This is a genomic window from Fictibacillus sp. EA-CB0309 (genome assembly GCF_055814265.1).
Genome location: NZ_CP169271.1, coordinates 3,282,341 through 3,305,445, shown reverse-complemented (window position 1 = coordinate 3,305,445; position 23,105 = coordinate 3,282,341). Strand labels below are relative to the sequence as shown.

The 23,105-nt window shown below is 40.4% G+C and carries 22 protein-coding genes and 3 pseudogenes; 22 read left to right on the top strand and 3 right to left on the bottom strand.

From position 1 onward, the window contains the following. Positions 1-90 precede the first annotated feature (90 nt). The 15 genes and pseudogenes from ACEWFH_RS18520 to ACEWFH_RS18450 all read left to right on the top strand — a co-directional run bounded on the left by ACEWFH_RS18520 (position 91) and on the right by ACEWFH_RS18450 (position 14,294). A complete protein-coding gene (locus tag ACEWFH_RS18520; RefSeq protein ID WP_473725191.1) occupies positions 91-900 on the top strand; it encodes an alpha/beta fold hydrolase in 810 nt (269 codons plus the stop codon). 173 nt (positions 901-1,073) lie between these two features. Continuing rightward, positions 1,074-1,826, top strand: coding sequence for a GNAT family N-acetyltransferase (locus ACEWFH_RS18515; protein WP_473725190.1), 753 nt, complete (start codon positions 1,074-1,076; stop codon positions 1,824-1,826). Between the two features lie 269 nt (positions 1,827-2,095). Then, a complete protein-coding gene (locus ACEWFH_RS18510) occupies positions 2,096-3,442 on the top strand; it encodes a diaminobutyrate--2-oxoglutarate transaminase (protein WP_473725189.1) in 1,347 nt (448 codons plus the stop codon). A 53-nt stretch (positions 3,443-3,495) separates the two neighbouring features. Then, positions 3,496-4,944: a pyridoxal phosphate-dependent decarboxylase family protein gene (locus ACEWFH_RS18505; protein ID WP_473725188.1), complete on the top strand. Its 1,449-nt coding sequence runs from the start codon at positions 3,496-3,498 to the stop codon at positions 4,942-4,944. Next, positions 4,941-6,010: pseudogene (locus tag ACEWFH_RS18500) on the top strand (IucA/IucC family protein); the annotation flags it as partial. The gene ACEWFH_RS18505 and the pseudogene ACEWFH_RS18500, both read left to right, overlap by 4 nt. A 189-nt stretch (positions 6,011-6,199) precedes the next feature. Then, positions 6,200-6,727, top strand: coding sequence for an IucA/IucC family C-terminal-domain containing protein (locus tag ACEWFH_RS18495; protein WP_473727354.1), 528 nt, complete (start codon positions 6,200-6,202; stop codon positions 6,725-6,727). 22 nt (positions 6,728-6,749) lie between these two features. Further along, on the top strand, positions 6,750-7,295 hold the full coding sequence (locus ACEWFH_RS18490; protein WP_473727353.1) for a GNAT family N-acetyltransferase: 546 nt from the start codon (positions 6,750-6,752) through the stop codon (positions 7,293-7,295). Continuing rightward, positions 7,270-8,619 (top strand): lysine N(6)-hydroxylase/L-ornithine N(5)-oxygenase family protein, encoded by a 1,350-nt coding sequence (locus ACEWFH_RS18485; RefSeq protein ID WP_473725187.1) that lies wholly within the window; start codon positions 7,270-7,272, stop codon positions 8,617-8,619. The genes ACEWFH_RS18490 and ACEWFH_RS18485 overlap by 26 nt, the downstream gene beginning before the upstream one ends. Beyond that, complete coding sequence (locus ACEWFH_RS18480; protein WP_473725186.1) at positions 8,595-9,152, top strand: MFS transporter; 558 nt, start codon at positions 8,595-8,597, stop codon at positions 9,150-9,152. The genes ACEWFH_RS18485 and ACEWFH_RS18480 overlap by 25 nt, the downstream gene beginning before the upstream one ends. Further along, positions 9,110-9,799, top strand: coding sequence for an MFS transporter (locus ACEWFH_RS18475; protein ID WP_473725185.1), 690 nt, complete (start codon positions 9,110-9,112; stop codon positions 9,797-9,799). Before ACEWFH_RS18480 ends, ACEWFH_RS18475 begins: the two co-directional genes overlap by 43 nt. Then, on the top strand, positions 9,783-11,582 hold the full coding sequence (locus ACEWFH_RS18470) for an IucA/IucC family protein (RefSeq protein ID WP_473725184.1): 1,800 nt from the start codon (positions 9,783-9,785) through the stop codon (positions 11,580-11,582). Before ACEWFH_RS18475 ends, ACEWFH_RS18470 begins: the two co-directional genes overlap by 17 nt. Positions 11,583-11,880: 298 nt before the next feature. Continuing rightward, positions 11,881-12,167: pseudogene (locus ACEWFH_RS18465) on the top strand (DUF2500 domain-containing protein). 16 nt (positions 12,168-12,183) lie between these two features. Beyond that, a complete protein-coding gene (locus tag ACEWFH_RS18460; RefSeq protein WP_473725183.1) occupies positions 12,184-12,489 on the top strand; it encodes a DUF2087 domain-containing protein in 306 nt (101 codons plus the stop codon). Between the two features lie 9 nt (positions 12,490-12,498). Beyond that, complete coding sequence (locus ACEWFH_RS18455; protein ID WP_473725182.1) at positions 12,499-13,518, top strand: phosphotransferase; 1,020 nt, start codon at positions 12,499-12,501, stop codon at positions 13,516-13,518. Positions 13,519-13,607: 89 nt separating this feature from the next. Continuing rightward, positions 13,608-14,294: a YqcI/YcgG family protein gene (locus tag ACEWFH_RS18450; RefSeq protein WP_473727352.1), complete on the top strand. Its 687-nt coding sequence runs from the start codon at positions 13,608-13,610 to the stop codon at positions 14,292-14,294. A 63-nt stretch (positions 14,295-14,357) separates the two neighbouring features. Here the strand turns inward: ACEWFH_RS18450 and ACEWFH_RS18445 are convergent, their stop codons facing one another. Then, a complete protein-coding gene (locus ACEWFH_RS18445; protein ID WP_473725181.1) occupies positions 14,358-14,909 on the bottom strand; it encodes a GNAT family N-acetyltransferase in 552 nt (183 codons plus the stop codon). A gap of 20 nt (positions 14,910-14,929) precedes the next feature. Next, the gene (locus ACEWFH_RS18440; protein ID WP_473725180.1) at positions 14,930-15,835 is read right to left on the bottom strand and encodes a hypothetical protein; all 906 of its coding nucleotides are present in this window, start codon (positions 15,833-15,835) and stop codon (positions 14,930-14,932) included. Between the two features lie 140 nt (positions 15,836-15,975). On the opposite strand from ACEWFH_RS18440, the gene ACEWFH_RS18435 reads away from it, so the two are divergent. The 7 genes and pseudogenes from ACEWFH_RS18435 to ACEWFH_RS18405 all read left to right on the top strand — a co-directional run bounded on the left by ACEWFH_RS18435 (position 15,976) and on the right by ACEWFH_RS18405 (position 22,672). Further along, positions 15,976-16,818 (top strand): DUF4037 domain-containing protein, encoded by an 843-nt coding sequence (locus tag ACEWFH_RS18435; RefSeq protein ID WP_473725179.1) that lies wholly within the window; start codon positions 15,976-15,978, stop codon positions 16,816-16,818. A 193-nt stretch (positions 16,819-17,011) separates the two neighbouring features. Then, positions 17,012-17,787 (top strand): annotated as a pseudogene (locus tag ACEWFH_RS18430) (NUDIX hydrolase). Between the two features lie 78 nt (positions 17,788-17,865). Continuing rightward, positions 17,866-18,414, top strand: coding sequence for a cysteine hydrolase family protein (locus ACEWFH_RS18425; RefSeq protein ID WP_473725178.1), 549 nt, complete (start codon positions 17,866-17,868; stop codon positions 18,412-18,414). Between the two features lie 26 nt (positions 18,415-18,440). Next, positions 18,441-19,913 (top strand): nicotinate phosphoribosyltransferase, encoded by a 1,473-nt coding sequence (locus ACEWFH_RS18420; RefSeq protein ID WP_473725177.1) that lies wholly within the window; start codon positions 18,441-18,443, stop codon positions 19,911-19,913. A gap of 12 nt (positions 19,914-19,925) precedes the next feature. Then, positions 19,926-20,540 (top strand): nicotinate (nicotinamide) nucleotide adenylyltransferase, encoded by a 615-nt coding sequence (gene nadD, locus ACEWFH_RS18415; protein WP_473725176.1) that lies wholly within the window; start codon positions 19,926-19,928, stop codon positions 20,538-20,540. A 15-nt stretch (positions 20,541-20,555) separates the two neighbouring features. Then, a complete protein-coding gene (gene nadE / locus ACEWFH_RS18410) occupies positions 20,556-21,374 on the top strand; it encodes an ammonia-dependent NAD(+) synthetase (RefSeq protein WP_473725175.1) in 819 nt (272 codons plus the stop codon). Between the two features lie 431 nt (positions 21,375-21,805). Continuing rightward, positions 21,806-22,672 (top strand): dimethylarginine dimethylaminohydrolase family protein, encoded by an 867-nt coding sequence (locus tag ACEWFH_RS18405; protein ID WP_473725174.1) that lies wholly within the window; start codon positions 21,806-21,808, stop codon positions 22,670-22,672. Between the two features lie 231 nt (positions 22,673-22,903). Here the strand turns inward: ACEWFH_RS18405 and ACEWFH_RS18400 are convergent, their stop codons facing one another. Further along, positions 22,904-23,038 (bottom strand): hypothetical protein, encoded by a 135-nt coding sequence (locus tag ACEWFH_RS18400; protein ID WP_473725173.1) that lies wholly within the window; start codon positions 23,036-23,038, stop codon positions 22,904-22,906. Between the last annotated feature and the right edge of the window lie 67 nt (positions 23,039-23,105).

Sequence of the window (23,105 nt, the reverse complement as noted above, 5' to 3'; positions counted from 1 at the left end):
TGGCTTCGGCTGGTCGTTTTTTATAGGCATTCACCCATTTTCATCTCCTTGAATAAGTTAATACATAATGTTTTTAATGGAGGAATGACAGTGGGATATTATGTTCGAGTTGAACCTGATGTTAGAATTTATGTAGAAGATGTGAATCCTAAAGGGCAAAAGACAATCCTATTCATACATGGATGGCCTGCGAATCATAAGTTGTTCGAATATCAGTTTAATCAGCTTCCGGCACAAGGGTTTAGATGCATAGGGATTGATTTAAGAGGATTTGGGAAATCTGATAAACCTTACACCGGCTATTCTTATAACCGCCTGGCAGATGACATTTATGCTGTCATTCAAACGCTAAAACTAGAAAATTTCACACTGGTCGGTCACTCTGTTGGCGGAGCGATCTCAATCCGATATATGGCTAAACATAACGGTTACGGTGTTTCAAAGCTTGCTCTATTAGGCGCAGCGGCACCAAGTTTCACAAGAAGACCAAACTTTCCGTATGGCAGTACGGTAGAACAAATAAACACATTCATTCAAGACACATACAAAGACAGGCCGAAAATGCTGTCTGGGTTTGGCGATCTCTTCTTTTTTAAGTATGTGACAGCACCTTTTTCAGACTGGTTTTTCCAATTGGGACTGGAAGCTGCCGGTTATTCAACTGCAGCCGTTTTAGGTTCTTTGCGTGATGAGACCCTGTTTTCTGATCTAGAGAAAATAAAAGTCCCCACTCTAATCCTTCATGGCGTGCATGATGCAGTCTGTCCGTTTCCTTTGGCTCTTAGCATGAATCAAGGAATCCAAAACTCTAAGCTGGTCCCTTTAGAAAATAGCGGTCACGGTCTGTTTTGGGAAGAGTGGGAAAAAGTAAACAAAGAACTGGCAGCGTTTATCGGATAAGAAGGATATCTTTATATTATGCAGAAGTTGTTTTCGAGGGCAGTTTACCTCCGTTTCACATGCTCCAGTTCCGCGTGAAAGTAGTTGATTTCCGTTTCAGGCTCGCTTTCCGCGGGGCAGGCGGTGAGCCTTAGTGGAAAAGTTTTTTTATTAAAGAAAGTTGAGTGAACGTTATGAGTGAATTAGGAACAATATCAAATAAATCGTTTTTTGTATTAAATGGAATGCCTTCTTATGTGGGGTTGGAGCAGAAAGAAGCTGTCGAACTAGAGGTATTCTCTCAGTTGGTCGCTGATCTGCTTTCTATTGGAAAATCTAACAAACTCAGTCGAGTTAGTATTCATCTGAAAAAGGGCAACACGGACTTTGAAAAACTTGCTTTGTATTTAGAAAATCTTGGATTCGAGATATTTACTAGTTCAGTAGAATATTACAAAGATCTATCTGAAGAAACGGAAGAAGAAACGGATTTCGCATATTTCACATTAGAAGATTCGATTCTTACAGAACAGAAATTTAAGGAACTATGGGAGAGAGTGATGCAAGGATCAGGCAATGCAACGTCCACTCTTTCTATGGATGAACAGTTAAACTCAGTGAAGCATGAACTAGGTGCAGAATGGAAGAGGAATTGTGGTGTGTTTTATTTGAGTGAACGTCCTATGGCCGTGTGTATTCCTCATATTGAACCTGGGACGAAGGATGAGGGAAGATTGTTTTATTTTGGTGTATTGCCGGAAGAACGAGGAAAAGGTTACGCAGGAAAACTACATAAACGTTCTCTTTTTCTATTGAAAGAAATGGGAGCCAGTTATTACGTTGGTTCAACGCACGAAACGAATATTGCGATGCAGCGTATTTTTGAGAAATCTGGCTGCAAAGAAAGAGGAAGAAAAGCATCGTTTTACTATTATTTTAATAAATGAAGATAAAAAGTCGCTAATAGCTAATAGCGGCTTTTTAAATTTTATAGATCCCCCATTTTTCATCTGCTACCAAGTAAGAAACCCCACAAATCACTTCAAAACAAAAGGACTTTAGACCTAATGCTCAATTACAGCAATAAAAATATATGGAAACAAGTTAGGGCAAATCTATTATTGACGATGATAATCATTATCATTTAAGGTTATACATGTAATTAATAATGAGAATCATTTTCAGTAACGGAACTTAACTTTGAGGAGGATCATATATGAGCACTTTACACTTAGAAATGAACGACCTATATCTAAAACAACAGGAGAAGCGAGAATCCAATGCAAGATCTTACCCGAGACGCATTCCGATTGCAATTGAAGAAGCAGAGGGAATCTACGTAAAAGACGCTGATGGAAGAAAGTTTATTGATTGCCTGGCAGGAGCAGGCACTCTTGCTCTTGGACATAATCACCCGGTTGTGATTGAAGCGATTGAGAAAGTGCTTCATGACAAGCGCCCATTACATACACTGGATTTAACGACGCCAGTAAAAGAAGAATTTGTGAGTGAAGTGTTTAATAGCTTACCAGAAGAGTTTGCAAAGCGTGCAAAGATACAGTTCTGCGGACCGACTGGCGGAGATGCGATCGAAGCGGCGATTAAGCTTGTAAAAACGGCAACAGGAAGAAGAAGCATCCTGTCATTCCAAGGCGGATATCACGGAGCAACACACGGAACGATGGCGTTATCGGGTAACTTAGCGCCGAAACAGAACGTACAAGGCTTAATGCCAGATGTACATTTCATGCCATATCCGTATGAATACCGCTGTCCGTTCGGAATGGGTGGAGAAGATACGGGGAAAATCAGCGCTAAATATATTGAGAACCTTTTATATGATCCAGAAAGCGGGATCTTACCACCAGCAGCTATGATTTTGGAAGTTGTTCAAGGTGAAGGTGGATCAATTCCTGCGCCAGTTGAATGGCTGCGTGAAATTCGCCGCATTACGAAAGAGCGCAACATTCCATTAATCATTGACGAAGTGCAAACAGGTATCGGACGTACTGGTGAACTATTTGCGTTTCAACATGCTGGAATCGTGCCGGATGTAGTCGTTCTGTCCAAAGCGATCGGAGGAAGCTTGCCTTTATCTGTTGTGATTTATGATCGGGAACTTGATAAATGGGGACCTGGTGCACATATCGGAACGTTCCGAGGAAACCAGATGGCAATGGCTGCTGGAACAGCAACGCTGCGTTACATCAAAGAAAACAACTTATCGCAGCACGCGGCTGAGCTTGGTGAGAAGCTTATGCTCGAACTTTCTATTCTGCAAAATGAGATTCCTGAAATCGGCGATGTTCGCGGTCGTGGGTTGATGGTGGGAGCAGAAATTGTAAATCCGCGCATCCCATCTGGATTAAAAGGAACTTATGCAGCGAACCCAGAGCTTGCTAGCCGAATTCAAAGAGAATGCTTTAACAGAGGATTGATTTTAGAAGTTGGCGGAAGACATGGAAGTGTTGTTCGATTCTTGCCGCCGCTTATTATCACAAAAGAACAGTTGGATGATGTAATCGCAATTTTCACAGACGCGGTAAGAGCCGCACTTAAATAGAGGTGCTACATGAACACGACTGATTTTGATCGTTTTTTCTCAATGATAGTGAAATGGGATTACAGAGTTTTCAGCATATTGTCTTTGAAACTCATCATCTATTAAGTCAATTTTATAAAAACAACTCAGATGCTTATAACGGATTATTTCCGAAAGAGATCGAGAATGAAATCAATGGACTATCGATAACATCGAGTGATGGAGATGATCCTTTCACTGTTCTTGAAGACGTTTTGACAAAGATTGTGAAGAACAGCATTCATGTGTCACATCCGACGAGTATGGGACACCTGCATTGTCCGCCGCTGATTCCCGCGATTGCGGCCGAACTGATCATCGGTGCCCTTAATCAATCCATGGATTCGTGGGATCAAAGCTCAACGGCTACGTATTTGGAAGAGCGTTTAATCAAGTGGGTAAGTGAAAAGCTTGCCCTCCCATCTTCAGCTGATGGGACATTTACGAGTGGCGGTACGCAATCCAATTATATGGGACTGTTGTTAGCCCGTGACCGTTTCTGTGATCAACGCTGGGGCTGGAATGTGAAGATGCAAGGGTTACCGCCAGAATCTCATAAGTTGCGCATTTTATGTTCGGAAAATGCTCATTTCACCGTGAAAAAATCAGCATTTCAATTAGGACTTGGGGAACAGGCAGTTGTTACGGTTTCAACGGACAGCAATAAAAAAATGAACACAGCCCAGTTAGCTGAAGAGATCGAACGGTTAAAAACTGGAGGCCTCATACCCATGTGTGTAGTTGCAACAGCAGGGACGACGGATTTTGGCAGTATCGATCCCATTCCAGAGATTGCGGAAATTGCTGAAAACCAGGGGCTTTGGCTCCATGTTGATGCTGCTTATGGCGGAGCACTAATGCTAAGTCAAAAGCATTTTCATAAGTTAGCAGGGATTGAACAAGCTGATTCCATCACGATCGATTTTCATAAGCAGTTCTATCAGCCGATCAGCTGTGGCGCATTTTTTGTGAAAAATATGGAGAGCTTTCGTTATCTTGCACATCATGCAGATTACTTGAATCCAGAGAACGATGAAGATGACGGACTTGTTCATTTGGTAAGCAAATCTGTTCAAACGACTAGACGATTTGACGCGTTGAAGCTATTTATGTCTCTTCGTATCGTTGGTGAAAAGAACTTTGCCAACATGATCGATTACACGCTTCATCTAGCAAGTCAGGCAGCTGGTGTAATGGGCCACAACGACGAGATCGAAGTATGTAACAAAAATCCTGAGATTAACGCGATTGCTTTCCGCTATAGGGGTGGCAATCCGGAAAAGTTGAATGAGCTGAATACCTTTATATACAAAAGAATTGTTCATACAGGAACGGCTTTAGTCGCCAAAACAAAAGTAAGGGATCAAGTATTTTTGAAGTTTACTTTGTTGAATCCACGAACGACGATTGTGGATATTGAAGACATTCTTCATAGCATTTCTCAATTTGCAGCAGAGTACGAAAACAGGGGGATCACCCAATGACAAATCATAAAAGACGAGCAGAAAATGCGAGCATGCAGAGTTTCTTAAACTGTTATTTGAGAGAAACACAAAATTTTATAGAAGTTGAAGGTGCGACGGAGCAATTAGGCTGGAACGGTGAGACACCAGAAAGATGGGTGAAAGTATCACTAGCCAACCAAGATTCTGTGATTTTTGTGGCCGTAAAACATTGGTCTTTAACCGGCAGACATCTGTTTCACTTTCCTATTCTTCAACAAACGAGCGGAAATGTAATTCCACTCGATTACGTTTCGCTTGTATCGGTTCTTTCAAAGGAATTATTGCTGGATCAAGATCGTGAAGATGCAGAAGACGAATTGATGCTCCGTACAATTCTTAGCAAAAAGAACATACAGCGCTATTTAGAAGAACGCGCAAGTGATAGAGGTGCTTTACAGAACAGTGAGTTCACGTTTATAGAAGCAGAGCAGTCTCTTCTTTTTGGCCATCTGCTCCACCCGACACCGAAAAGCAAACAAGGCATGAGTGCCGAGCAGGAGTCTCTCTATTCTCCAGAACTTAAGGGTGCGTTTCAGCTTCATTTTTTCAAGCACACCGGTCGATTGTCGATCAGGATTCCGCAGACAAGGTAACGGCTGAAGAGGTTACATTGCAGCTGCTTCAGAAAGATGAGAATTTCTTGGAACGAATAGAGCGTGATGAACAATCGGTCTTTATCCCTGTTCATCCATTACAAGTACCTGTTCTTTTAAAAGATCTCTCTGTTCAAACATTAATCAAAGACGGAAAGCTAACATACATAGGACCTTACGGAGAGCCGTTCTCAGCAACGTCTTCCATGCGTTCTGTATACAGTGGGGATTTTAAATACATGTTTAAATTCTCAGTACCCGTGAAAATCACGAATTCTCTTCGCGTTAACTTGGAAAAAGAGCTTCATAGAGGAGTTGAGGTTTCCAGACTCATGCAATCGAGAATCGGACAAGAACTCAAGGAAATCTTCCCATCGTTTCAGGTCATTCAAGATCCGGCATTCTTAAACATCCCAACGGAAAAAGAAGCGTCTGGATTTGAAGTCGTGATCAGAGAAAATCCGTTTTATGAGAATGATAAAAATGCGAGTTTAGTAGCAGGTCTTTGTCAGGATCATGGATTTGGAGGGCAATCACGAATCGCAGCAATCATTCAAGACTTAGCTCAAACAGAGAACAGATCAACAAAAGAAGTGAGCAAGGACTGGTTTGGCGAATACTTGTCGATCGCTCTAGATCCGATGCTTTGGCTATATGAAACATATGGCGTGGCCCTTGAAGCACATCAGCAAAATTCGATCGTCCAGATGGAGAACGGTTATCCGAAGCATTTTTATTACCGCGATAATCAAGGCTATTATTACAGCGAATCGAAAGCAGACATGTTAGTGAAACAGCTGCCTGATCTTAACCGGAAGAGTGTTACGATCTGCAGTGATGAAGTTGCGATTGAACGTTTTCGTTATTACTTTTTCATAAATCATCTGTTTGGGCTGATCAACGGTTTTGGAGCGGCAGACCTAATCGATGAAGCAGAGCTTATGAACATGCTGCGAACACGTTTGATGCACCATGATACTTTAACAAATGGAAAATCAGGTTTGTTAAGAAGTTTACTAGACTCTAAGGAACTTCCTTGTAAAGCGAACCTGCTTACACGTTTTCATGATATGGACGAGCTTGTTGGATCACTTGAAACACAGTCTGTTTATACGAACATACCGAACCCATTACAAAAGGTGTTGACTTCAGATGCAGCCAGCGTTTAGTTTCTACGATTCAACGATTGAAATGACACTTTCATTTGTAAAAGTAGATTTGAAGCGGGATGTGTCACTTTTGCATAAGTGGCAGCAGCAGCCTTACGTGATTCCGTACTGGAAGCTGGATATTCCGTTTGAAGACTACAAGAAGCATTTAGATAAATTCTTAGCAGACGAACACCAAACGCTGTATTTGGGATTGATCGATGGCGTTCCGATGAGTTATTGGGAAGCATACTGGGTGAAGGGGGATGTCGTTGAGAATTGTTATGACCCACACCCCGAAGATCAAGGAGTACACCTTTTGATAGGAGAAGAAGCTTTTCTTGGAAAAGGATACGCGCTCCCATTATTACGGGCGATCGTGAATTTTCAGTTCTTAAATCAAGGAACTGAGAAAGTGATCGCTGAACCTGATATTCGTAATCAAAAGATGATTCATGTGTTTGAAAAGTGCGGTTTTGAAAAAGTGAAGCCGATCGAGCTGCCTGATAAGACAGGGATGCTCATGTATTGCCACAGAGAAACGTTTGAGAGGAGATGGAGAGATGTCTTTGAAACAGCCACAACATGAAATAGTGTATGACATCATTGGTGTAGGCATCGGTCCATTTAACCTGGGACTAGCGGCGATGCTTGAAGAAACAGGCGGGAAAGAGGCACTGTTTTTTGAAAAGAAAACGGAGTTCAACTGGCATAAAGGGATGCTGATCGATGGTACAACCCTGCAAGTTCCTTTCTTCGCTGATTTGGTAAGTATGGCAGATGTAAAAAGCAAGTACACGTTCTTAAACTATCTTCAAGAACACAATAGATTGTATCACTTTTATTTTCTGGAGAACTTTCATATTCCACGCAAGGAGTACAACCACTATTGCCGATGGACAGCAAGTCAGCTGAACTCTTGCCGTTTTGGAATGGGTGTAGAGCAGATCCTGCCTGTTGAAAATGTGGACGTTCCGTTATACGAAGTCATTGTAAGATCTGAGGAGACAGGAAAAACGGAAACGTATTATACGAAGCATCTTGCGGTCGGCATCGGTACAAGTCCTTCTGTTCCTTCACACTTGGAGAATAAGCTTGGCACAAAAGTCATCCACTCTTCTCAATATTTAGATCGGAAAGAAGAGCTGCTGAACACGAAATCGATTACGGTGATTGGTTCAGGGCAAAGTGCAGCGGAGGTATTTTATGATCTGGCGCAGCATCAGGATAATGATGCGTATTCGTTAAACTGGTTCACGCGCTCAAAAGGATTTTTCCCGATGGAATATTCAAAGCTAGGACTCGAATATTTTTCACCGGATTATACGAATTTCTTTTATCAGCTGCCTCCATCCAAAAAGGACGAGCTTTTGCAAAAACAAGATCTGTTGTATAAAGGGATCAGCATGGATACGATTGCGGATATTTATGACCTGCTTTATGAAAAATCGGTCGGTCAAGAGAAGCCAGAAATACATTTGCAGGCGATGACAGAACTTGTTTCTCTAGAGAAGAAAGCAGATACACACCTGCTTTCACTTCGACAAGACGTCACGGGAGATGTGTTTGAACTAGAATCTGACGTCGTTATATTAGGAACAGGGTATGCACCGTCATTCCCGCATTTCCTGATGAACATGCAGGATAGAATCGAGTGTGATCACAAAAACCGTTACCAGATTACACAAGATTATCGCTTACGGACGAAAGGTCTTGATAACAATCATATCTTTATTCAGAATGGCGAGCTTCACACGCACGGTGTTGGTGCTCCAGATCTAGGTCTCGGTGCACACAGAAACGCAGTTATTATGAATAAACTTTTTGGTAAGGAAATTTATCCTGTAACTCATAAAAATGTGTTTCAGAACTTTGGATCGGTACCTTCATGGAAGTCGGTAATCGTTCGCTAAATCTATTTTTGCTGAGCTGTGTTTTTCTGTTCGTATGTACAGAAGTATTGTTATCGCCTTTCTACCCGCAGTTTTTTAAAAAAGTTTATGGGATAACTGATCCAGACATTACAGGGTTTTACATTATGACCTGCCGGCTCATTGTCGTGATCTTCACACCGATCTGGGGGATCATTGCGAACATACGGCAAAACAGTACTTACCTTTTGATCATTGGTCAATGGGGAACAGGGCTATCTTGCTTTTTGATGGCGATCTCACAGACCTTTGAGATGTTTGTTGCAGCGAGTATTCTGCTGCTGATCTTTAAGAGCAGTTATTTTCTGCTTTACACGATTTTGATGCAGGAAAACCGAAAGAGAACAACAAGTGCTGCTGCAAGCTATCATGCTGTTTTGCAGGGAGCAATCGTTGTAGCGACTTTACTATCGGGATGGGTCATTCAGATGGACAATCCTCTGTTCATCTTCTGGATGATCGGGATTATGGAATGTTTGCTAGGATTGTTCAGTTACTTCATGTTAAAAAAGTAAGCAAAAACGAAGTCATGGATGCAGCATTACAAGAAAACAACCAGCGCAGCTTGATGCCTCAATTTCTTCTTTTCGGCATTGTCGTGCTAACGCTTCATTTGGCTGTTAATATGATCCGGCCGTTTTTTACAACGCACACCGAAAATGTGTATCACACGGGTACGATGACAAGCAGTTTATTGTACTTAATCCCTAGTCTGATGGCGATTGTATCTTTACCTCTCATTCGAAAATACAGTGAGCGATTAGGATGGAAAGGCTATATAGCAGGAACTCTCATGATCATTGTGGGATTGTTCTTTCAAGGTATCGAAACAAGCATTGCTGGACTAGTTGTGTACCGATGCATGTTCGGAATCGGAGCAGCGTGGTGTGTGGCAAAATTGGATGTGTTACTTTTTAAGTGGAGTCATAACACGCATGGAGACTATAGCAAGATCTCTGCAATTCAAAACGTTGGACTCTTGCTCGCGCCAGTTGTTGCATCATCAATTGTAAACGTCCGATCGATATCAGATATTTTTGTTTATGCAAGTTTGTTCGTCGTTCTCCACTTACTTGTTTTCCTATGGGGAACGTTCACAAGAGAAAGAAACAGAGGGAAACTTCACCTACATAAGGAGGAAAAGCATGCTTTATATAAATGAAACAGAATCAATACTTAAGAAGGATAATTGGGAAACAGTAAACAAAAATTTGCTGGCCAAGATGCTCGCTGAGTATATGTATGAAGACATGATTTCTCCAGAGCAAAAAGAAGAGGGCTATATTTTTACAGTGAATGAAGAGCGGAAATATCGTTTTACTGCTGAAAAACGGTTCTTTGACAGCTTTGATGTAGATCCAAATTCTATGGAAGTGTTAGAGAACGGTGAGTGGAAACCAGCAACAAGTGCGATCCGTTTCTTGTTAGATATACAGCCGATGATTGGTATGTCTGTAGAAACAGCCGGTCATTTGATTAAAGAATTGAACCATACGCTGATTGCCGATGCCAATCTATTAAAGAACCATGTAAAAACGTCAGATGAACTTGTCGATCTTGATTATGCGGAGTTAGAGGGAGAAATGTCTGGCCACCCGTGGATCACCTATAACAAAGGGCGTATCGGATTCGGCTTTGACGACTACAGCAAATATGCACCTGAAAACCAGAACGAAACAAAGTTGTTCTGGATTGCCGTTCATCGTGACCGTGCACAATTTCAATCGGTAAGTGAGCTGCATTATGAAAAACTGATTTTAAGAGAGCTAGATGGTGTTCTTGTTCAGCGCTTTAATGAAATTTTACGTGAGAATGGCAAATTGCCAATCGATTACTATTTCATGCCTGTTCACGAATGGCAGTGGAAAAATGTTCTCATTCAAAACTTCCCAGAAGACTTGGCAAACGGCATGATTGTTCCATTAGAAGAAGGTACGGATCATTACTTGCCTCAGCAGTCGGTGCGAACGTTTGTAAACAGAACGAATCCGCTCAAGTCACATGTGAAACTGCCGATGAGTATTTTAAATACGCTTGTTTATCGAGGACTTCCATCGGAACGTACGGTGATCGCACCGCGTGTAACAGAACATATTAAAGGGATTTTTGAGCGTGACAGCTTTTTAAGAGATGAATGTGAAGTCGTGTTGCCTGGGGAAGTGGCAAGCATTAACGTGGATCACGCTCATTACAGCAAATTGCAAGGAGCTCCTTATCAATACTTGGAGATGCTCGGAACGATTTGGCGGGAGAGTATCTATACGTATTTAAAAGATGGCGAACAGCCGGTCACACTCGCTGCTCTTCATCACGTCGATGCAGATGGCAAGCCTTACGTACAAAGTTTGATCGAAAAATCGGGCTTACGTGCGGACGAATGGGTGAAGAAGTTCTTTGATGTTGTTATGCCGCCGTTGCTGCATTTTCTTTATCAATATGGAACAGTTTTCTCACCGCATGGTCAGAACACGATTTTAATTTTAAAAGATTATAAGCCTGAAAGATTAGCTGTAAAAGATTACGTGGATGACGTGAATATCTCTGATCAGCCGTTCCCAGAGTTAGAGGGAGTGACGGAAGAATTGCGAGCCGTATTGCGCAGCGAGCCGCCAGAAGGGTTGACTCAGTTTATTTTCACGGGACTGTTCATCTGTCACCTGCGTTACATGTCAAATGTCATGGTGCGCAATGATTTAATAGAAGAAACATCATTCTGGACACACTTAGTGGAGAGTATTGAGGCGTATCAGGCGAGGTTCTCGCATTTAGAAGAACGTTTTAAACTGTTTGACTTCTTCAAACCTGAATTGACGAAGCTATGTCTGAACCGAAATCGGATGGTAGACTACGGCTATGGTGATGGGGAAGACCGGCCACATGCATCTGAGTTTGGGAAAGTGCGAAATGCGCTGCATGATCTCCGTGCGAGCAAAGCAACCGTTTAATATACAAAAAGGAAAAAGTCGCTTCGGCGGCTTTTTTTATTTCTATACAAAGAACGGGTAAATAAAAGAACACGTACCGTAAAAGAAATTTTATAAACTGAAACTTCTGTTTTTTAACTCCCGTGTGTAATATTATGGTAAGGGGTCTTGATAGGGGTTAAGCCGTGGAGAATTTTGATGAAACAGATTTTAATCATTTTGAAGAACCAGGTTTTGGTGGAGGCGGAGATTGGATTTTTGATTTACTTCCTCTTTTGGAGGAGCTCTCTTTGTTATCGTAATTAGTATTTTTATTTTTGTGATCGTAAAAGGAATCGGTGAGTGGAGCAGCAATAACAAACAACCGAAATTAGCTGTCTCAGCCGAGTTGGTAACGAAGAGAACGAAAGTAAGTGGGGTGCAAATGACACGTCCGCCTCTACGTGGTACTATGCAACGTTTGAAGTGGAAAGCGGTGACCGTATGGAATTTCATGTGGGTGCACAAGAATACGGTATGCTGGTAGAAGGAGATATAGGAATACTGAATTTCCAAGGAACTCGTTATTTGGGTTTTGAGCGGAATAGGCAAGCGGAATTTATCTAAAAGGAGAATGATCAGTATGACAACAAATCTAGAAAACTATCAAAAAAGTGTTTTGAATGCATTTTTAAATAAAGAAGGACGCCTTAAGAACATTCCTTCTCAAAAGAAGAAAAAGTTAGTGGTGCTGGAATATCTCGTTCAACAGCTAGATGATAACCAAACCTATACAGAACCTGAGATAAACGAGTTCATTAAAAAATATCATGAAGATTTTTGTACGATTCGAAGAGAATTTATCGTAAATGGATATATGGATCGTGAAGATGGACAGTACATAAAAAGAGACGTAGCACTTTGGACAAATTGGCAAGAGCTGAACTAACAGAAAGTAGTGAGCAATCTGAAACCAGAAATTAAAGAACAATCACTATGGAAGCACTTAAAAGATGAAGTACAAACACGCTTTGGTTTTCATGTGAAAAAAAGCACACCAATTAAACGAGGCTACTTGAATCAAAAATGGAAAATCGAGACCGATCGTGGCGTTTTCTTAGTAAAACAATATAACAGAGAGCGCATTAAGAAATATGACCTAAAAACCATTCAAACAGCCCTTTACACTCAAAATCGTGCATTTGAAGCTCAAATCCCATGCCCAGAGCTTCTATCAGATAAAGAAAACCTTTTCCATGAGTCTTCAGATGGAGAACTCTTTACCGTGATGCGTTTTATGGAGGGAAGTTTGATAAAACCAGGAGATGCCACACCAAAGCAGATGGAGTCATTAGGGAAAGAGATAGGTAAACTTCACCGCCTATTAAATGACGGTACATTGCCGCCAAAATCACATACTGTGTTTCGGGTTCCTTCTCCTCAAGATCGTTTGGAATATTGGGATACTGCTCTAATGCAATGTGAAAAGCAAGGCTTGAGTGATATAAGCGCACTAATCAACCTTCAAAAAGAAGCAACAAAAAGCTTGAAAACACTCCAATTCGAACACCTCACTCCTGGTTGGTGCCACCGTGATCTTTGGGTAGATAACCTGCTTTTCTCGAGTGAGCACATAACCGCTATCTTAGATTTTGATCGATTGAACTATGATTTTCTCGAGTTGGATATCGGCAGAATTATTATCTCAACATGCTTAAATAACGACACATTAAATGTTGAAGCTGTCCATGCATTTCTCAAGGGATACGATAATACAAATAAATTATCAATTGAAAGGTTAGTATCATCGTTAAAGCTGGTATGGTACATGGAAAGCACATGGTGGGTGAGCATTTATCCTCATGAAGGAGAGCCGCCAAAGCGATTTCAGCATGAGATGATGTGGTTAGCACAACATTTGGAAGAGTTAGATAAGATGCTTTGCTGGAAAAAAGAAGCAACAACATTCATGTTTTGAAGAAAGAACTTAAGGGAAATTCCTCATTAACAGACTAGAGGAGTGGTTAAGTGGAGACGAAACAATTGTGCTTGCTGAAAAAAGAAGATATGACAAATCCAGAAAAAGTTCCAGCTTGGGTCATTGAGGAGTATAAGACCTTTCACGAAACCGTAACCAACAAGACGTTTCCTTGTTATTTTGGAATGGCAGCTGAGAATAAGGGAGAGCTTCGCTATGCGTATGTGACGCATGATGATTGGTCGAATCTGCCTGGAGCAATTCGAGAGTTTAACAAGCTTTTTGATGCACCAAAATTGATTCGTCATGGATTGTTTGTGTTTGTGGAGCCTGAGAAAGAAGAAAAAGACATTCCTTACTATAGGGATTACTTCTGGAAGATGCTTCAGTCTCTGCATGAGACAGATAATCAGCCTTGGCCTGAACACATTCCGAAAGATCCAGATCATCACTTATTTGCATTCTCTTTTGATAACGAGCCTTATTTTGTATTTGGCAATGCACCTGCCTACAAGCAGCGTAAAACGAGAGATCTTGGCAACAGCTTAGTTCTTGGTTTTCAGCCTCGCCGTATTTTTGAAGGGTTAGAGGGAACATCACCAGGTGGCGCGATGTCTCGTGAAAAGGTTCGTGAGCGGGTAGAGAAGTGGGATAATCTTCCGAAGCATCCGAATATCAGTCATTACGGTGATCCTGAACATCGTGAGTGGAAACAATACTTTATTGGCGATGACGTTGAACCGATAACGGGGAAATGTCCTTTTCATCATAAATAAGAGGCAAAAGGACTCTAGCTGAGTCCTTTTTGATCATTAACAGTGATGTAGAGCATAAACAATTTACATTAGATCAACACTGACCATTTTCCATTCGTGCTCTAGCATGCTAAATATCAATGAATCACGCCATCCGTCTTTAAGCAGGATGGTTTCACGCATTTTCCCCTCTAAGGTCATGCCCATTTTCTGAAGAACTTTTTCTGAGGCTTTATTTCTTGGATCGCATGTCGCAAAAATACGATGAAGTTGTAACGTTTCAAAGCCGAACTTAAGCAAACATTGCCCAGTTTCAGTAGCATAGTTTTTCCCCCAATAATCAGGGTGAATCACATAACCAATTTCACCTTCCCGATTTGTTAAGCTGTGAATCTTTAATTCTCCAGCCCCAATCAGCTCTCTGGAATGGGTTTCGACGACTGCAAATGCGAAACGTACACGGGGTTTTTTCTGTGAGTCTTCAATCAATTCAGTCACATAAGTAATGGAGTCATTCTCACTATTTGGTCCCCATGGCTGGTACTGAGATACAATCTCTTGTGAGGCATACCGATGAACAGCTCTCCAATCTTCGCTTACCATCTCTCGTAAGGAAATTCTATTTGTTTCTAACATAAGCCTCCCCCATTTTTTGATTATGATTTTCTATAAACTCTGCGTTCAAAGTGAGCCCAAGCCTTCTTCAGTTCAGTAGTCCTGATCACTTGCCACGGGTTAAACATGGTTTGGCCATGTTTGTTAAAAGCATGTTCTTCACTTAATAGATATGCAGCATGGACGGGCTGACTTTCTGCATTAAACCATACTAAAACATCCATAGGAAGTACCGAATCAGATACAGTCACATGAAAGTTATATTCCTCTAAAAGATTCATAAAAGGGTCGATTTGCATCCATTTATTGATCCAGCTAGTAGATTTGGTAATGGCAGAAGCAGCTGCTGCCAGGCAGTTCGGTCCATTTTTATCAGCAAAAGAATCCATATAGGGGAAGAGTTCAGGATAGTGAGTTTGGTAGTTCTCTCGTATTTCACTAGCCAATGCATTCTCCTCGATCCACGCATCGGCATAGTTTACCAAAATGCTATATTGAGCTTCTTCGGATAACAGATTCCAGTTCGATTTTTGAAGAATAACAATGTCTCCGAACGAAGTACCTCGTTTTAAAATCTCCAAATTTTCATCCACTTCGAGTGAAGAGATATCTCTCATCAAATTCTTTAAGTGATTCTCTGTGAAAACAAGTCCTCTGTTGAGCAACTTTTGTTCCATTATTATTTTTTCTTTTCTATCAGTAGATAGAGTCTGAAATTCGTCATTTGAAAGCATGCTGATGTATTGCGCTTTTTTATCAATGGACCATGTAAGAAAAGAAGTTCTTACATCGAGTGTTAAAACCTCGGTGTTCAATTCAGTAATTTTGCATGAAGGGTGATTAACTGGTTTGCTTTGAAAATAAAATAAATTCACATCCGGAACAAAGATTCGGCTCCATTCCTCCAATGTTTGTTGAGGGATAACATAACCTTTTATGGTTTTCATAATGGCTCCTTATAAACGATAAATACAAAAATTATGCTAATCTTATAGTATCAGTAATTTACATATGTTAGTAGCTTGGTGAGTGATCATGAATTGTGGATACATTTCTGATTAACATGATGTTTATGGGAGAGGAAAAGATGAAATTAAAGGATATCGCTAAAGGAATGTCGGATATTTATCAACAAAATCCAAAAGTACAAGCCGTATTATTGGCTGGCTCTGTTTCGAGAGGCTGGGAAGATAAGCATTCCGATATTGAACTAAATGTTTTTTGGTCCGAAAAACCTACTGATGAAGATCGGATGAATCCGATCAAAGCTATTAATGGCTCGATCATTGATTTTCATCCATACGAAGAGGAAGAATGGGCGGAGAGTTATTTAACGCCTCAAAATGTAAAGCTTGAGATTAGCAGCTTTTTAACAAGTACCGCAGAAAAGTGGATAAGTGAGGTTGTAGAAGAGTTCGAGATTGACTATGGCAAACAATGTATGGCTTCTTCTGTTTATTATGGACAAAGTTTATATGGTGGTCAAGTCATTAACAAGTTGAAGAAGAAAGTTGAAACGTATCCAGATCAACTTGCCGAAAACATGATTGAAGAAAACTTAGCTCTTTGGTTTAGATGGAACAACCGTTATGCTTTGTTAGATCGGGAAGATTGGATCATGTTATACGATCTGATGATTGGTGTTCAAAAGAAGTTATTGGGAACACTTTTCGGATTAAATAAATTGTACATTCATCATCCATCATACAAGTGGATGCACAAATACAGTGAAATTTTTAGTATTAAACCAGAACATCTGGATGAGCGATTATCTGCAATTCTTATTGGTGATGTTCAAGAAAGTATACAAAATTTAGAGCTGCTGACTGAAGAAGTATTTCAATTAGTAGAGAAACATTACCCAAATCTCCCTTTCTTACATACATACAAAGAAAAAATGGCATTTGTGCGGCCAAAAAATATGATCTGAACACGCAATAAGAGTATAAAATCAAAAAAATTTATACACAATAGAAATAGCCATCCGGGTGGATTCGTCTTCTCGGGTGGTTTTTATTTTGAGTTCTTAAAAATAAGAAGTTTAACTGTTGACATTTAGAGGTAAATAGAATATAAATGAATTAATAATAAACATTTTGTTAATTAAAAGAGGAGGGACACCATTGTCTAATAAACAAGCACTTGAACAATACGACATTAAAAAATACCGTACACCAGATGGTTATACTTCCGATATATGTGTCTTTACTATCATTTCTGAAAGAACCGAAGCGTATAAACCTCCAACGATGGACCTCAAAATCATGCTAATCAAAAGAGCAGGGCTTGATACAGAGGGGAATACAAACATTGAAGCAAACAAGTGGGCTATTCCAGGAGGCTTTGTGCAAGATGATGAAACGGGTTTTGAAGCAGCAAAACGAGAACTAGAAGAAGAAACGAACATTTCAGGTATTCACGTTAAACAATTTGGTGTTTACGACAAACCGGGACGTGATCCTAGAGGATGGATTATATCAAATGCTCATTATGCCATCGTACCTGATACGTATCTATTGGTTAGAAAAGCGCAAGACGACGCAGCGGATATAGAGCTTTTTCAGTAAAAGAGGTTCTCAATCTTGATCTTGCTTTCGACCACAAACAAATCATTGAAGATGCAATTAAAGTTATTACAAACGATTTATTACAGACAACAGTGGCTAAGAATTTTCTGCCAAAACATTTCACATATTCTGAGCTGCAAGCCGTACTAAAAACCGTAACAGATGATCCAGCCATACTTAGCGACCAATCGTTCTCAAGAAAGATAAAATCACTGCCTTTTATCCAGGAAGTAAAAGGGAAAACAACAACAAGAACTTCAAAAAGAGCAACAAAACTTTACACTTTTATTGAGATGGACGTCGTAAAGCCAATTTATACAGCACGATATTAACTCCATATTTTTTTAAGTATTATAATTAACAAGTTGTTTATTGTTGGCTGATAAAACAATCATTGGGAGGAATTTAAGATGAAAAAGGCTTTAATAAACATCGATTACACATTTGATTTTGTAGCAGATGAAGGTGCACTTACATGTGGAAAACCCGCTCAAGACATTGAACCTGAAATCATCTCTATCACAGAACAATTTATTAATAACGGTGACTTTGTTGTATTTGCCATTGATCAGCATCAACTGAATGATGAATTTCATCCGGAAAACGAACTTTTTCCTCCACATAATATTGAAGGAACTCCTGGTCGAGAACTTTATGGCAACCTTCATAAAGTCTATGAAAACAACAAAAACGAACCTAACGTTTATTGGATGGATAAAACACGATACAGTGCCTTTGCTGGGACGGATCTATTAATGAAGCTCTGCGAGCGGGGAATTACAGAAGTTCATATCGTTGGTGTCTGCACAGATATCTGCTGTCTTCACACGGCGATTGATGCTTACAATGCGGGACTCAAAATCGTTGTACATGAAAAAGGTGTAGCAAGTTTTAACCAAGCAGGACATGAATGGGCACTAGGACACTTTAAAAGTTGTTTGAACGCAAAAGTGATATAAATTCAATTTCTTGGAGGTAACTAACCATGAACACACATTATGCTGATGATAGCTTAACGCTGCACACGGATCTTTACCAGATCAATATGGCGGAAACGTATTGGGAAGACAAAATGCACAATAAAAAAGCGGTATTTGAAGTGTTCTTCCGCAAGCTGCCTTTTGGGAACGGATATGCTGTATTTGCTGGCTTAGAAAGAATCATAGATTACCTGCAAAATTTTAAGTTTACAACAAGTGATATTGCTTATTTACGCAATGAACTAGGGTACGAAGAAGATTACTTGGATTATTTGCAACAAGTGAAATTCACGGGAACGGTTCGCTCAATGGTTGAGGGAGAGCTTGTATTTGCAAACGAACCGATTTTAAGAATTGAAGCACCACTCGCAGAGGCACAGCTTATTGAAACGGCGATCTTAAACATCGTCAATTACCAAACACTCGTGGCGACAAAAGCCTCTAGAATCAAACAAGTGGTTGGCGAGCAACGAGCGATGGAATTTGGAACACGCAGAGCACAAGAACTGGACGCAGCCATATGGGGAACTAGAGCGGCTTTTATAGGAGGGTTTGAAGCAACGTCTAACATAAGAGCAGGCAAACTTTTTGGTATACCAGTCGCCGGCACTCATGCTCACGCCCTTGTACAAACGTACCGTGATGAATATGTCGCTTTTCATAAGTATGCTCGCCGACATAAAGACTGTGTGTTTTTAGTGGACACGTATGATACGTTGCGATCCGGTGTCCCTACCGCGATAAAAGTGGCTCAAGAGTTAGGGGATAAAATCAAATTTAAGGGAATCCGTTTAGATAGCGGTGATTTAGCATATCTCTCTAAAGAAGCTAGAAAGATGCTAGACGAAGCAGGGTTCACAGATACCCAGATTATTGCGTCAAACGACTTAGATGAGAATACGATCATTAATTTAAAATCTCAAGGGGCAAAGATAGATTCATGGGGTATTGGAACGAAATTGATAACAGCGTATGACCAGCCAGCTTTAGGTGCGGTCTATAAACTCGTATCGATTGAAGACGAACAAGGAAAGATGGTCGACACCATTAAGATTAGCGGCAATCCCGAGAAAGTCACGACGCCTGGTATGAAAAAAGTTTATCGAATCATCAATACGCTTAACAACAAATCTGAAGGTGATTATATCGCATTGGATAGCGAAACACCTCAGGAAGAATCCAAACTAAAAATGTTTCACCCCGTTCACACGTTTATCAGTAAATTCGTCACGAATTTTGAAGCGAAAGAGCTTCATCAGGATATTTTTGTAGGAGGCAACTTAGTCTATGAAACTCCTAGTCTGACAGAAATACAGCAATATGCGAAAGAGAATTTGGAAGTGTTATGGGATGAATACAAACGCACCATGTATCCTGAAGAATATCCAGTGGACCTCAGCCAAGCGTGCTGGGATAACAAGATGAAGAACATTCAAGACGTACAAACAAAAGTGATGCAATTAATTGGTGAAAAATAAGGAGGAAGTAAAATGGCTAAGATCGGAATCTATGGATCATCGTTTGACCCCATAACAAATGTTCATTTGTGGACCGCAAGTACGGTTGCACATCGCTGTAAACTGGATAAAGTTATTTTTCTGCCTTGTTCTAGTAAAAGAAAAGACAAAATCATGAGAACTTCTGATGAACACCGGTGGAGTATGCTGCAATTAGCGATTTCTAATAACGACAAATTCATAGCAGACGATTACGAGATGCTTCAAGACGCTTGGGAAGTATACACGTTTTACACCATGGAACATTTTAAAAAGAAATATCCAGAAGATGAGGTTTACTTCATTATGGGAGCAGATCTCTTAGTGGATATTGCAGACGGAAAATGGAAGTACGACGAAGAATTGATCGCTAACAACAAATTTATTGTTATGGCAAGGGACGAAATTAATATGGTAAAGACGATCTCTCGCTCACCGATCCTAAGAAATCATGACGACGGAACCAAATTTCACCTAATTGATAAAGGGCTGTCTATGGAGATCAGCAGCACCTATATTCGAGACGAGTTTTCTAAAGGCGGAGAACCAAGATACCTTTTACCGGATGCTTGTTATGACTATATAAAAAAACACGAATTGTACACGTGATAGGAGGGGAAAACAATGTCATTGCAGCAGAAAATCATGAGTGAACTGAATACGAAACCGGAAATTGTACCTCATTCCGAAATTGAATACAGAGTGAACTTTTTAAAAGAATATCTTATTAAGTCTAACGCAAAAGGATTTGTTTTAGGCATTAGCGGTGGGCAGGACTCAACATTAGCTGGGCGATTGGCGCAACTCGCCATAGAAGAACTGAGAAAATCCGGGCACTTAGTAAAGTTTGTTGCGATCCGTCTTCCATATGGAACACAAAGAGACGAAGAGGATGCAGAGCTCGCCATGTCTTTTATTAATCCCGACCAACGAATAACATTGGATATTCAAAGCACAGTAGAGGCTTTTGCAGGAAGCTATGACACCTTTGTTTCAAAACAGCTTTCTGACTTTAACAAAGGAAACGTTAAAGCACGAGTAAGGATGATTACGCAATATGCTGTTAGTGGTCAGGGAAACTTGTTAGTGATCGGCACGGATCATGCTGCTGAAGCGGTAACGGGCTTCTTCACTAAATACGGAGACGGCGGAGCAGATCTTCTCCCGTTGTCTGGATTGACGAAGCGTCAGGGGAAAATGTTATTAAAAGAATTAGGAGCACCTGAGAGACTTTATTTAAAGCAACCAACTGCTGATTTATTAGATGAAAAACCGCAGCAAGCAGATGAAACGGAACTAGGAATTACGTACGACGAACTCGACGATTATTTAGAAGGTAAAGAAGTTTCTGAAGAGGTAGCCAAGAAAATTGAGGACCGTTATCTCATAACAGAACATAAGAGACAACTTCCTGCGAGTCTCTATGACACGTGGTGGAAGTAAGGCAGTAAGGACAGGATGCTCAAAGAGTGAGGAATCCCGGGTTTTACGGTACGTGTTTTTATATTTTTACACATTCGCGCAGGAAGTCTCCCGTCGCGCGCAATTCAGTCACCTTTGCCCGCACATTCCGCTTTGTTTCGCGCAGTCCAGGCTCATTTTCGCGCAGCATTAGCTTCGTTGCGCGCAAGGAGACGATCAGACCAATTGAATTACATCATAATAGTAAACAGCTGAAAGCAAAAGGCAACTTTATGTACCTTTTAGTCAGCTGTTTTTTTATTTATCCATGAATGTAACAAAAAGAAGATAACTTTTAGCCATTTTTGGAAAAAATAGAAATAAACTATTGAAAGATGCAAAAAACGTTTACGGGACTATTGATTTAGGGAAGAGCCTTATAAATACCTTATGTGCGTAATGGAGGATTATAGATGGCTACCGTAATAAAAGGAGAATATAAATACGTGAATTGTGATAGTGAATATGGTGCGTTGAAAAAAGTGATTGTATGCGAACCAAGATATATGAAAATCGATGAAATCATCAATGAAACACAGCGGCATTTTGCTAAAGATAATATCAACATGAAGCGTGCGATGAAACAGCATCAGCAATTTGTAGATACGATGAAAGCAAATGGTGTAGACGTTTATAAACTTCCTGCGATGGAGAAGTTTCCTGAACAAGTTTTTACTCGTGATATTGGTTTTACCATTGGGGAGACGGTGTTCGTTTCTAGAATGGGAAGCAACATTCGTGATGGTGAAGAGAAAGTCTTGCGAAACTGGCTGTTGGAACACCAGATCAATCTTTCTTTAATTGAAGGTGACCGTATTGAAGGCGGCGATGTCATCGTCCATGGTGATACAGTATTTATCGGTGTTAGTGGAAGAACATCAGAAGAAACCATACAGGAACTTCAGTCTCAACTGCCTCATATGAATGTTGTTGCCGTTCCTTTTGATCCAATTTATTTACATTTAGACTGTGTATTTAACATCTTATCTGAAACAGACGCACTAATATATAAGCATGCTTTTGAAGAAAAAGACTACCAACGTCTTGCTGAAAAATTTAATGTAATTGAAGTAGAGAAAGATGAACAATTTACGATGGGGACCAACGTCTTATCAATTGGTAACAAGAAGGTCTTAAGTCTACCGGTGAACAAAAATGTAAATGCGGCACTTCGCAAAAGAGGATATGAGGTGCTTGAAGTGGATATATCCGAAATCATTAAATCAGGCGGTTCATTCCGCTGCTGCTCAATGCCATTATACCGTGAAGAGATGCATTAATGCTCCTTCTAAATGCTTTCGAATTTTGTCTTCTATGACAGTTGATTGGAGTGTAAGATGCGAGACTCCTGTGGGACTGGCGGTCAGGTGAGACACTTAAGAGTGAAACATCCGAATGTGGCTCACCGCCTGCCCCGCGGAAAGAGAGCAGCCTGAAACGGAAATCAATATCTTCCAAAAGCAACAAAGTTTGCGCATTTAAAAAAGGAACTTGGACTTTCCAAGTTCCTTTTATATTTCTAAGTGAGAGATTTCTTCTTCTGTAACGGCTCCATGAATAGGAAGGACAATCGTGAAAGTTGTTATGTTATCGTCTGATGAACAGCTGATCGCACCATTATGCTTTTCAATAATTTTTTTACACACAAAAAGGCCAATACCTGTACCTAACTCTTTCGTAGTAAAAAAGGCTCAAAGATCGTACTGATCGTTT